The following is a 10,975-nucleotide window of genomic DNA, read 5'->3' on the forward strand; positions in this document are numbered from 1 at the left end:
GCGTTACTCCTCGCGTAACAGCTCGACGTAATGGCGGGTAACCGCCGTCAAATCCTGCCCTTCCAGGGGAAACTCGATGCCGCGCGGAACATCGTCAGGCAGCGTTTTTAACAGCGCCAGCCAGCGCGGTTCGGCGGCATCAGGCGGCACTGCGCGGTAGCTGTCGCGATGTGTAACCGCGGCTTTGACATGGATGTATCCCACGGTTGGCGCCAGATTTTTCGCCGCCTCTTCCGGGGAGTCGCCAACCCACAGCCAGTTGCCCATATCAAAGGTCAGCGAGATCGGCAGGTTTTGCGCCTGACAGGCTTCGTTAAAGCGCTGCATTGGCTGCAGGCGTCCGCAGGTGGTCTGATCGTTTTCGACAACCAGCTCCATCCCGCTGTCAGCCAGCCATGTACGTAAAACGTCGAACTGGCCGGTATGGGAAAAATGACCAAGGGAGACTTTTAACCACAGCGCTTGCAGGGCCTGCGCTTCCGCGAGTAACGCCGGAAGACGGGGATTGAGGTTACCGTCCTCAAGGAACAGTGGCTCAGGCGCTGAATAACAGGCCAGCAGGCAGAAGATTTCGATCGCTGAGGCCATCGTTGACAGTGTGGTGAGTTCGGTGTCAGTTAACATCTCGCGGCGAATTTCGACGCCGTCAGCACCGGCTTCAGCAATGATGGGCAGCATGGCGGTTTGTCCACCCGCAGCGCGGACCTGCTCATAGCCGTAGGCGGCGGTGACCACCATAATTTTTCTTTTCATGGAAACTCCATAACCAGCGTTCTTGCTATAACGCTAGATGGAACCGGTTCCAAAGAAAAGCCCATGATGCTGAATTTATGATCACCATCACGAAGGAAATTTAACGGGCGGTAGATCCGCGCACGATCAATTCACCAGAGAAAACCTGCTCCTGAATGGCATCAGAACCGCCATCGATCCGGCGTACAACCTGTTCCACGGCGGTGTAGCCAATCTGCCAGGTGGGTTGTTTCAGCGTGGTAATGCCGACACCCGCCAGCTCGGCCCATTCCAGCTCGTCAAACCCGAGCAGGCCGATATCGCTGCCCCAGTTGAGGCCAATGCGTTTCAGGGCGCGGGCAACCTGTAGCGTGAGGGCGCCGTTGGCGGAGATAACGGCTTTGCGCATGCCTCGATGCTGCTGGTGGAACTGGCGCAGCGTGTCATCCAGTTGCGCATTGTCCGTTAGCGGAACTTCGGCATTTTGCGCGATAACGCCGGGGTAGCGTGCGAGCGTGGCGCGAAAGGCGCTCAAACGTTCGCGGCGGGTATTCACCATGCCGAGTGGTTCGCTGAGAAACAGAATGGCTTCAAAGCCTTGTTCAAGCAGGTGTTCCGTGGCAATCGTTGCGGCCTGGGTGTTATCCAGTCCGACCATATCACAGGCGAAATCAGGTATTTTACGATCAATTAGTACCATCGGTAGCGCAGACTGTTGCAGGCGGTTCAGCCCCTCTTCACGCATCCCAACGGCGTTGACCACAATCCCTTCGACCTGGTAACTGCGCAACAGGTCAAGATAGTGCAGTTCCTGATCCACTTCATTGTTGGTGTTACACACCAGCGGGGTAAAGCCTTTATCGCGACAGGCGGCTTCAATTCCGCTCAATACGTTGACGGAGTAGGGGTTGGTAATATCGGCGATGATCAGGCCAATCAGGCGGGTGCGACCGTGTTTCAGGCCGCGTGCCATCAGGCTGGGTCGGTAGTCGAGATCGGCAATGGCTTGTTCAATGCGGGCCAGCAGCGCGTCGGAAAGCAGGTGCTTTTCACCGTTGAGGTAGCGTGAAATGCTGGTCTTGCCGGTTTTTGCGGCCTTTGCCACATCGCTGATGGTTGCCCGTGTTGATTTGCTCATCGCTGATTTCCCTGAATTTGGTGACAACACCTTAACGCGAAAATCAACGATGGCAAGTGCTTCATGCCGGATCGGGCGCACCCTGTCTCCGGCTCAAAACGTTACTGGATCGGGCTTAAGGTGATCTCTACGCGGCGGTTCTGCGCCTTACCTTCCGCCGTGCTGTTGCTGGCGATTGGGTTTGCCGGACCCATACCCTGAGTGCGGATACGGTTAGCCGCGACCCCTTGAGTGATCAAGGCGCTGGCGACGGAGTCCGCGCGCTGCTGCGACAGACGCATATTCAGATCCTGGCTGCCGGTGCTGTCGGTGAAGCCCAGCACGTTAACCGCGGTTTTATTGTACTCTTTCAGGACCATGGCCACGCCGGTCAGGGTGTTAGCCCCGGCAGGTTTCAGGTTAGCGCTACTGCTGTCGAAGGTGACGTTGTTTGGCATGTTCAGAATGATGTTATCGCCACTACGCGTCACGCTGACGCCAGTTCCCTGCATTTTTTCGCGCAGTTTTGCTTCCTGCACATCCATGTAATAGCCGATACCACCGCCAACGGCCGCGCCAGCCGCTGCGCCAATCAGTGCGCCCTTGCCACGATCTTTCTTCGAAGAAGAGAGTGCGCCAATACCCGCGCCGACCAGAGAGCCAATGCCTGCGCCAATGCCGGATTTACCCGCTTCGCGCTCGCCGGTGTAAGGGTTTGTTGTGCAGCCAGAAACCGCCAGGGCGCCGCTCACGATGGCAGCAATAACAAAAACACGTTTCTTCATCTCAATTCCTTAATGACTTATTCTTCTTTGCCACAGCGACGGTGGCGGTTGATTATGACGTGTGAACATGAAGAAAATTCCAGGGAAGACTCTGAAATTTGTAAGTAACATTGAACGGCAGAATAAATAAGCCGCCACATCATATTCAGGAGCGCCATCTTGGCTAATTCACCCGCACACTACTCAGTGTTAACCGCCGCCCACTGGGGACCTATTCTCGTCGAAACCGATGGCGAGACCGTTTTCTCCTCCCGTGGCGCATTGCCCACCACTCGTCCCAACTCTTTGCAAACTGTGGTGCGTGACCAGGTACACAGTAAAACGCGGGTACGTTTTCCGATGGTACGTAAAGGCTTCCTCGTCTCGCCGGAAAGCCCACAAGGCGTGCGCGGGCAGGATGAGTTTGTTCGCGTCAGTTGGGATGACGCACTGACGCTTATCCATACGCAGCATAAACGCATCCGTGACAGCTATGGCCCGGCCTCGATTTTCGCTGGTTCCTACGGCTGGCGCTCCAACGGTGTGTTACATAAAGCCGCGACCCTGTTACAGCGCTACATGGCGTTGGCGGGGGGTTATACCGGGCATCTGGGGGATTACTCCACGGGCGCCGCGCAGGCCATCATGCCGTACGTGGTGGGCGGTAACGAAGTTTACCAGCAACAGACCAGCTGGCCTGTCGTGCTGGAACACAGCGATGTGGTGGTGTTATGGAGCGCCAATCCGCTGAATACCCTGAAGATTGCCTGGAATGCTTCCGACGAACAGGGTCTCGCTTACTTCGAGGCATTGCGTGATAGCGGCAAACGTTTGATCTGTATCGATCCGATGCGATCGGAAAGCGTGGATTTCTTTGGCGATAAGATGGAATGGATCGCCCCGCATATGGGAACCGACGTGGCGCTGATGCTGGGCATCGCGCATACGCTGGTGGAAAACGGCTGGCACGACGCGGACTTTCTCGCCCGCTGTACCACCGGTTATGACCGCTTTGCCGACTATCTGCTGGGTAAAACTGATAATGTCGCAAAAACGGCAGAGTGGGCTGCTGAAATTTGTGGGATAACAGCGGAAAAAATACGCGAACTGGCGGCGATATTTCACCAAAACACCACCATGTTGATGGCGGGGTGGGGGATGCAGCGCCAACAGTATGGCGAGCAGAAACACTGGATGATTGTCACCCTGGCCGCCATGCTCGGGCAAATCGGCACGCCTGGCGGTGGCTTTGGGCTGTCGTACCATTTTGCCAACGGCGGTAACCCAACGCGTCGTGCCGCTGTATTGGCTTCAATGCAGGGCAGCGTTAAAGGCGGCACCGACGCGGTGGATAAAATCCCGGTGGCGCGAATTGTCGAAGCGCTGGAGAACCCCGGGGGGTTTTACCAGCACAATGGAATGGACCGGCATTTCCCGGACATCCGCATGTTGTGGTGGGCCGGCGGGGCCAACTTTACTCATCACCAGGACACCAACCGTCTGATTCGCGCCTGGCAAAAACCGGAGCTGGTGGTTATCTCGGAGTGTTTCTGGACCGCCGCAGCAAAGCATGCCGATATCGTATTACCGGCGACCACCTCGTTTGAGCGCAACGACCTCACCATGACGGGTGATTACAGCAACCAGCACCTGGTGCCGATGAAGCAGGTTGTGCCGCCGCAGTATGAGGCGCGCAATGATTTTGATGTTTTTGCCGAACTGAGCGAGCGCTGGGAAAAGGGCGGGTATGAACGCTTCACCGAAGGTAAAAGCGAACTGGCGTGGCTGGAGACCTTTTATAATATTGCCGGGCAGCGCGGGGCCAGCCAGCAGGTTACACTGCCGCCCTTCACCGAGTTTTGGCAGCGCAACGCCCTGATCGAAATGCCGGAAAACCCCGCCAGCGCGCAATTTATTCGGTTTGCGGATTTTCGCCGCGACCCACAGGCGCATCCGCTGAAAACGGACAGCGGGAAAATTGAAATCTACTCCGCAAGGATTGCGGGTTACGGCTATGCGGATTGTACGGGACACCCGATGTGGCTGGCGCCTGATGAGTGGTTCGGTAACGCCGAGCCGGGTCAGTTACAGCTGCTTTCCGCCCATCCGGCGCACCGTTTGCACAGCCAGTTGAATTACAGTGCGTTGCGTGAGCAGTATGCGGTGGCGGATCGTGAGCCCGTTACGATCCATCCGCAGGACGCCAACGCTCGTGGTATTAAGCATGGCGACACGGTGAGGGTGTGGAACCCGCGTGGGCAAATTCTGGCGGGTGCCGTCGTGACGACAGGGATCAAACCGGGCGTCATCTGCATTCATGAAGGCGCCTGGCCTGATTTGGATCTTACTGCCGGTGGTATTTGTAAAAATGGCGCCGTCAATGTGCTGACCAAAGATCTCCCCAGCTCGAAGCTGGGGAATGGCTGCGCGGGCAACACTGCGCTGGCGTGGCTCGAAAAATACAATGGACCCGCCCTGACGCTTACGGCGTTTGATCCGCCTGCCAGCCCATAATCCACGTGGGGTGGTGAGTCTCTTCCTGCCATGCGCCGTCTTCAATGCGAAAACCCAGCGCATGGTAGAAGTTTACCGCTGACTGATTCTTCTGGTAGACCTCCAGGCTGAGCAGGGAAAAGCGCTGCTGGACATGCTGCACCAGCGCTGTGCCAATTCCGCTTCTGATGGCCGCTGGCGCGACAAACAACGCGCCAAGAAAGCGTTCGTCAATCACGCTGACAAAGCCTTTGAGTACACCTTCCTCTTCCCACACCCAGGTTTGTGCGGCGGGCAGGTATACATCACGCACGACGGGTTCACTTTCGCGCCAGTAGCGTTCGTCGATAAACGGATGGGCATGGATCGTGCTTTCCATCCACAGCGCCAGAATTGACGGCAGATCGTCAGCTTTAGATTCACGAATCATGTTGTGCCCCTGGGTAACAGATGCAACTGGTGATATGGTCGTTGACCAGACCACAGGCCTGCATAAAGGAGTAACAGATGGTGGTGCCGACAAACTTAAACCCGCGTTTTTTTAATGCCTTAGACAGAGCATCTGACGCAGGGGTTGAGGTGGGGATATCGCTCAGGTTGGCGGCGCAGGTCACTTGCGGTTGGTTATCAACAAATGACCAGACGAACTCGCTAAACGGTTCACCGTTTTGCGCCATGGTCAGAAAGGCGCGAGCGTTACCGATAATGGCCTGAATTTTTCCGCGATGGCGAATAATGCCGGCATCCTGTACCAGCCTTTCCACATCCTCTTCGGTCATGGCTGCCACTTTTTCCGGATCAAAATGGTGGAAGGCGTGGCGATAATTTTCCCGTTTCTTCAGTACGGTAATCCATGATAATCCCGCCTGCTGGCCTTCCAGGCAGATCATTTCGAACAGCTTCTTGCCATCGGTTTCGGGGACGCCCCATTCCTTGTCGTGATAGGCAATGTAAAGTGGGTCCTGGCTGACCCATCCGCAACGCTGCATATTCTTCCTCGCTGTTTTTACTGGCGTAAAAATTTCATTCGGCCCGCCTTGACGCGCCAGCTAAAAAGACAATATTTAATACAGGGCCTGATGGGCCCGATTTCCTACACACAATGACAATAATATCGCCGAATTCGGCTCTTTTCTGGAGTCGCGTTGATGATTATAAGAAACAGTAGTGGTCGCCAAAGGTTAACTCTGGCGAGCGTCGTAGTTTGTGCGCTGTCCATCAATACAGCATATGGCTGGCAACAAGAATATATCGTTGATGCGATGTCAGGGCATACGGCTGAACGTTATACATGGGACAGCGATCACCAACCACGTTATAACGACATTCTGGAGGAACGTATTCGTTCTACGCAGAACGTGGCGGGTCCGGTGGTGAATCTGGCCGATCAGACGCTGATGGATACGACCAGCGGCATGAGTATGGGCTGGAACTTTCCGCTTTCCAGACAGGTAACGACCGGACCGGTCGCCGCCTTACATTATGACGGCTCGACCACGTCTACCTACAACGAGTTTGGTGATAGCGCGACCTCGATAACACCGACCGATCCGTTGTGGCATGCCAGCGTCAGCACGTTAGGCTGGCGAGTCAATTCGCAGTTCGGTGATGTGCGTCCATGGGCGCAAATCAGCTATAACCAACAGTTTGGCGAGAATATCTGGAAGGCGCAGTCGGGCCTCAGCCGCATGACGACAGCAGGACAGGACGGTAACTGGCTGGATGTTACCGTCGGTGCGGATATGCTGTTGAACCCGCATATGGCGGCTTACGCCGCACTTTCTCAGGCAGAAAACAGTACCAACAATAGCGACTATATGTACACCATGGGGGTTAGCGCTAAATTTTAACGAAAGAAATCATTGGTTTTACATCTTAGTTACATATTAGGATCAATAATCACACGCCTTCCAGCGATAGTGGGTACTAACTCTTGCGATAAAATTCAGTATCCCGACTTTTTGTCTCGTCATTCATTCCGCAATCCAGGCATTTCATTCCGTCCTGGCGGCATTTCATGCCGTTTTTTCCTGGTATAAATGGCGCTTCGGTATGGTTGTTGGCAGAGAATTTCCCATTTTGCTTATGCAGGAAGACTGCCATGAAAACTTCTGATTATCAGCGTACCCGTTGGCTGACACTGATCGGCACCATCATTACCCAATTTGCCTTAGGTTCTGTTTATACCTGGAGCCTGTTTAATGGCGCGCTCTCTTCTAAACTGGACGCGCCGGTGAGTCAGGTTGCATTTTCCTTTGGTTTGCTGAGCCTGGGGTTGGCGATTTCTTCTTCCGTCGCCGGAAAACTGCAAGAACGTTTTGGCGTGAAACGCGTCACCATGGCCTCCGGTATCTTACTGGGCGTCGGCTTCTTCTTAACCGCCCACTCTGACAGCCTGATTATGCTGTGGTTGAGCGCCGGTGTACTGGTCGGCCTGGCGGATGGCGCAGGATACCTGTTAACCCTTTCCAACTGCGTAAAATGGTTCCCTGAGCGTAAGGGGCTGATTTCCGCCTTTGCCATCGGCTCTTATGGCCTGGGTAGCCTCGGTTTTAAATTTATCGACAGCCAACTGCTCAGCACCGTGGGTCTGGAAAAAACCTTTATGATCTGGGGCGCAATTGTGCTGGTGATGATCGTCTTTGGCTCCATGCTGATGAAAGATGCGCCGAATCAGGAAGTGAAGGCGAAAAATGGCGTGGTCGAGAACGACTACACTCTGGCGCAGTCCATGCGTAAACCACAGTACTGGATGCTGGCCGTGATGTTCCTGACTGCATGTATGAGCGGGCTGTATGTAATTGGCGTGGCGAAAGATATTGCACAGAGCCTGGCGCATATGGATGTAGCCACGGCGGCAAATGCAGTAACCGTCATCTCCATCGCTAACCTGTCAGGCCGTCTGGTACTGGGTATTCTGTCCGACAAAATCTCTCGTATTCGTGTTATCACCATTGGTCAGGTTGTTTCGCTGGTCGGTATGGCGGCACTGCTGTTCGCCCCGCTCAATGACGTTACGTTCTTTGCGGCGATTGCCTGCGTGGCATTTAACTTTGGCGGCACCATCACCGTGTTCCCGTCACTGGTGAGTGAGTTCTTTGGTCTCAATAACCTGGCTAAAAACTACGGGGTTATTTACCTGGGCTTCGGTATCGGCAGTATTTGTGGTTCCATTATCGCCTCGCTGTTTGGCGGATTCTATGTGACCTTCTGCGTTATCTTTGCGCTGTTAATCATCTCGCTGGCACTTTCCACCACTATTCGCCAGCCGCAACGTAGCGTATATACTGAGGCGCACGCCTAAATCTATTAGTAGCCTGATTAATACCTGGCGCATATATTTACAAAAATATATGCGTCATTTGCATTCTCTATAAGCACTTTTCTTCCCTCCTGTGGTCTACTTACCCGCGCCCGTAGATTTCACCTCTGCTGTTGTCGCATTTTTCCCCTGTTAGGTCTGTTTGGCCGCTGCACAGGGAGTTTTTATCCCGATCCCCAGGGTTTGTTTGCATGAGATACATTAAGTCGATGACGCAGCAGAAACTCAGTTTCTTGCTGGCAATCTATATCGGTTTGTTTATGAACTGTGCTGTATTTTTCCGTCGCTTTAGCGGATATGCGCACGAATTCACCGTCTGGAAAGGACTCTCTGCGGTTGTTGAATTAGCTGGCACTGTGCTGGTGACCTTCTTTTTATTACGTCTTCTCTCTTTATTCGGCCGCCGGGTCTGGCGTGTGCTGGCAACCTTTGTGGTGCTGTGTTCTGCCGGCGCCAGTTATTATATGACCTTCCTGAACGTGGTAATTGGCTATGGTATTATTGCCTCCGTCATGACCACGGATATTGATTTATCTAAAGAAGTCGTCGGCTGGCATTTTATCGTGTGGCTGGTTTCAGTCAGTATTGTGCCGTTGGTTCTTATTTGGAGTAACCGCTGCCGCTATACGCTAATGAGACAGATTCGTACCCCGGGCATGAGATGGCGTAGCGTGGCGGTGGTGTTACTGGCAGGCCTGATGGTGTGGGTGCCGATTCGCCTGTTGAGCATGCAACAGAGAAGCGTTGAACGGGAAACCGGCATCGATCTACCCAGCTATGGCGGGGTTGTGGCGAACTCTTATTTGCCGTCAAACTGGCTCTCAGCGTTGGGCCTGTACGCCTGGGCGCAGGTGGATGAGTCTTCAGATAACAAATCGCTGATGAACCCGGCCAAAAAGTTTACCTATGTCGCGCCGAAGAACCTCGACGACACCTATGTGGTCTTTATTATCGGGGAAACGACCCGCTGGGATCATATGGGAATTTTTGGCTATGAGCGAAATACCACGCCAAGGCTCGCCCAGGAGAAAAATCTGGCCGCATTCCGCGGATATTCCTGCGATACGGCAACCAAACTTTCTCTGCGCTGCATGTTTGTCCGTGAGGGTGGGGCGGAAGAAAATCCGCAGCGTACGCTGAAAGAACAAAACGTTTTCGCCGTGCTTACTCAGCTAGGGTTCAAGACAGATCTCTACGCCATGCAAAGCGAGATGTGGTTTTACAGTAATACCATGGCGGAGAATATCTCCTACCGTGAGCAGATCGGCGCTGAGCCGCGTAACCGTGGCAAAAACGTTGATGACATGCTGTTGATTCCCGAGATGCAGCAGTCTCTGCAGCAGAACGATGACGGTAGTAATCACCTGATTATTCTGCATACCAAAGGATCGCATTTTAACTATACGCAGCGCTACACCCGTGAATATGCACAGTGGAAGCCGGAATGCGTCAATGTTGATAGCGGCTGCTCAAAAGCGGAGATGATCAACTCATTCGATAACTCGGTAACTTATGTTGATCACTTTATCACTCAAGTATTTGATCAACTGCGCGATAAGAAAGCGATAGTGTTCTACGCTGCCGATCACGGTGAGTCAATTAACGAGCGTGAGCACCTGCACGGGACGCCGCGTAAAATGGCGCCGCCTGAGCAGTTCCGCGTTCCTATGCTGGTGTGGATGTCTGACAAGTATCTGGAAGACCCCGATCATGCGAAGGCGTTCGCCCATCTGAAGCAAGAAGCGGATATGAAGGTGCCGCGTCGTCACGTGGAGCTGTACGACACTATTTTAGGTTGCCTTGGTTATACCTCGCCAAATGGCGGTATTAACGAGAATAACAACTGGTGCCGTATCCCGGACGCGAAGAAGGTTGCAGCCCAGTAACGGAGGCTGCTGACTTTCTCGCCGATCAAATGCCATTTTGATGCTAAGGGATTGACGGGCGCGCTGCTGAGCAGTAAGATGCGCCCCGCATTCGGTGATTGGCGCAGCCTGGTAGCGCACTTCGTTCGGGACGAAGGGGTCGGAGGTTCGAATCCTCTATCACCGACCAAATTTAAAACCCTGCTCAACGAGCAGGGTTTTTTGCATTATGGCCCGTGAGGATGAGAACCTCCGGGGGCAAGAGGTTCGACTCGAGCGTAGCGAGAGAACGTTGCGTCAGCAACGGCCCGCAGGGCGAGCCACGCAGTGGCGAGTAATCCTCTATCACCGACCAAATTCAAAACCCTGCTCAACGAGCAGGGTTTTTTTGCATTTGTAGGCCTGATAAGCGCAGCGCCATCAGGCAATATTGGAGATATTGCGGATGGCGGCATGGACGCCTTATCCTGCCTACAGGCTCAGTTTCACCCCGGCGTGTATGGCGTTTCCAACCCCATCTTTGACCTTCATTTTGTCTACAAAAATTGTGCGCCACTTCCCACTGACTGTTAACGATTCTGTGACATATTCCATTGCCTTTTTTTATATTTGCATGAAACTTTTTTTGCGCTAGTTATGGCTGAACCTGGCATTTTCCGCTGTGCGTTTTAACGTTCATGGT

The 10,975-nt window shown here is 53.8% G+C and carries 10 protein-coding genes, 1 tRNA gene and 1 other RNA gene; 6 read left to right on the top strand and 6 right to left on the bottom strand.

The window, feature by feature from the left end:
- Positions 1-3 precede the first annotated feature (3 nt).
- The 3 genes from M4I31_RS00945 to M4I31_RS00955 form a co-directional block, all read right to left on the bottom strand.
- On the bottom strand, positions 4-753 hold the full coding sequence (locus tag M4I31_RS00945) for a sugar phosphate isomerase/epimerase (RefSeq protein WP_085049076.1): 750 nt from the start codon (positions 751-753) through the stop codon (positions 4-6).
- Between the two features lie 100 nt (positions 754-853).
- Complete coding sequence (locus M4I31_RS00950; RefSeq protein WP_038635169.1) at positions 854-1,870, bottom strand: LacI family DNA-binding transcriptional regulator; 1,017 nt, start codon at positions 1,868-1,870, stop codon at positions 854-856.
- A 101-nt stretch (positions 1,871-1,971) separates the two neighbouring features.
- Positions 1,972-2,634, bottom strand: coding sequence for an OmpA family lipoprotein (locus tag M4I31_RS00955; RefSeq protein WP_003827397.1), 663 nt, complete (start codon positions 2,632-2,634; stop codon positions 1,972-1,974).
- Between the two features lie 159 nt (positions 2,635-2,793).
- Between M4I31_RS00955 and M4I31_RS00960 the strand changes: the two genes are divergently transcribed.
- Complete coding sequence (locus M4I31_RS00960; RefSeq protein WP_085049075.1) at positions 2,794-5,127, top strand: molybdopterin guanine dinucleotide-containing S/N-oxide reductase; 2,334 nt, start codon at positions 2,794-2,796, stop codon at positions 5,125-5,127.
- Here M4I31_RS00960 and M4I31_RS00965 read toward each other — a convergent pair.
- Positions 5,096-5,536, bottom strand: a complete 441-nt coding sequence (locus M4I31_RS00965) for an N-acetyltransferase (protein ID WP_085049074.1) — start codon at positions 5,534-5,536, stop codon at positions 5,096-5,098. The genes M4I31_RS00960 and M4I31_RS00965 overlap by 32 nt on opposite strands.
- Complete coding sequence (gene tag / locus M4I31_RS00970; protein WP_038635153.1) at positions 5,526-6,095, bottom strand: DNA-3-methyladenine glycosylase I; 570 nt, start codon at positions 6,093-6,095, stop codon at positions 5,526-5,528. The genes M4I31_RS00965 and tag overlap by 11 nt, the downstream gene beginning before the upstream one ends.
- A gap of 159 nt (positions 6,096-6,254) precedes the next feature.
- Here tag and M4I31_RS00975 point away from each other — a divergent pair, with 159 nt between their 5' ends.
- Complete coding sequence (locus M4I31_RS00975; protein WP_038635151.1) at positions 6,255-6,956, top strand: autotransporter outer membrane beta-barrel domain-containing protein; 702 nt, start codon at positions 6,255-6,257, stop codon at positions 6,954-6,956.
- Between the two features lie 76 nt (positions 6,957-7,032).
- On the opposite strand, the gene M4I31_RS00980 is transcribed toward M4I31_RS00975, so the two are convergent.
- Positions 7,033-7,209 (bottom strand): hypothetical protein, encoded by a 177-nt coding sequence (locus M4I31_RS00980; RefSeq protein ID WP_159121630.1) that lies wholly within the window; start codon positions 7,207-7,209, stop codon positions 7,033-7,035.
- On the opposite strand from M4I31_RS00980, the gene M4I31_RS00985 reads away from it, so the two are divergent.
- The 4 genes from M4I31_RS00985 to M4I31_RS01000 all read left to right on the top strand — a co-directional run bounded on the left by M4I31_RS00985 (position 7,208) and on the right by M4I31_RS01000 (position 10,648).
- Positions 7,208-8,410: an MFS transporter gene (locus tag M4I31_RS00985; protein ID WP_038635150.1), complete on the top strand. Its 1,203-nt coding sequence runs from the start codon at positions 7,208-7,210 to the stop codon at positions 8,408-8,410. The genes M4I31_RS00980 and M4I31_RS00985 overlap by 2 nt on opposite strands.
- 209 nt (positions 8,411-8,619) lie before the next feature.
- Positions 8,620-10,314 (top strand): kdo(2)-lipid A phosphoethanolamine 7''-transferase, encoded by a 1,695-nt coding sequence (eptB, locus tag M4I31_RS00990; protein WP_085049073.1) that lies wholly within the window; start codon positions 8,620-8,622, stop codon positions 10,312-10,314.
- 92 nt (positions 10,315-10,406) lie between these two features.
- Positions 10,407-10,483: transfer RNA gene (locus tag M4I31_RS00995), tRNA-Pro, on the top strand.
- Positions 10,484-10,515: 32 nt separating this feature from the next.
- Positions 10,516-10,648: non-coding RNA, RtT sRNA (locus tag M4I31_RS01000), on the top strand.
- Positions 10,649-10,975 lie beyond the last annotated feature (327 nt).

This window comes from Citrobacter sp. XT1-2-2 (assembly GCF_023516235.1).
In the GTDB taxonomy this organism is placed as follows: domain Bacteria; phylum Pseudomonadota; class Gammaproteobacteria; order Enterobacterales; family Enterobacteriaceae; genus Citrobacter; species Citrobacter werkmanii.

Coding starts and splice junctions, on each gene's coding strand:
- M4I31_RS00980 (WP_159121630.1), bottom strand. CDS start 7,209: ATGGCAGTCTTCCTGCATAAGCAAAATGGGAAATTCTCTGCCAACAAC.
- eptB (WP_085049073.1), top strand. CDS start 8,620: ATGAGATACATTAAGTCGATGACGCAGCAGAAACTCAGTTTCTTGCTG.
- M4I31_RS00955 (WP_003827397.1), bottom strand. CDS start 2,634: ATGAAGAAACGTGTTTTTGTTATTGCTGCCATCGTGAGCGGCGCCCTG.
- M4I31_RS00975 (WP_038635151.1), top strand. CDS start 6,255: ATGATTATAAGAAACAGTAGTGGTCGCCAAAGGTTAACTCTGGCGAGC.
- M4I31_RS00945 (WP_085049076.1), bottom strand. CDS start 753: ATGAAAAGAAAAATTATGGTGGTCACCGCCGCCTACGGCTATGAGCAG.
- tag (WP_038635153.1), bottom strand. CDS start 6,095: ATGCAGCGTTGCGGATGGGTCAGCCAGGACCCACTTTACATTGCCTAT.
- M4I31_RS00985 (WP_038635150.1), top strand. CDS start 7,208: ATGAAAACTTCTGATTATCAGCGTACCCGTTGGCTGACACTGATCGGC.
- M4I31_RS00950 (WP_038635169.1), bottom strand. CDS start 1,870: ATGAGCAAATCAACACGGGCAACCATCAGCGATGTGGCAAAGGCCGCA.
- M4I31_RS00965 (WP_085049074.1), bottom strand. CDS start 5,536: ATGATTCGTGAATCTAAAGCTGACGATCTGCCGTCAATTCTGGCGCTG.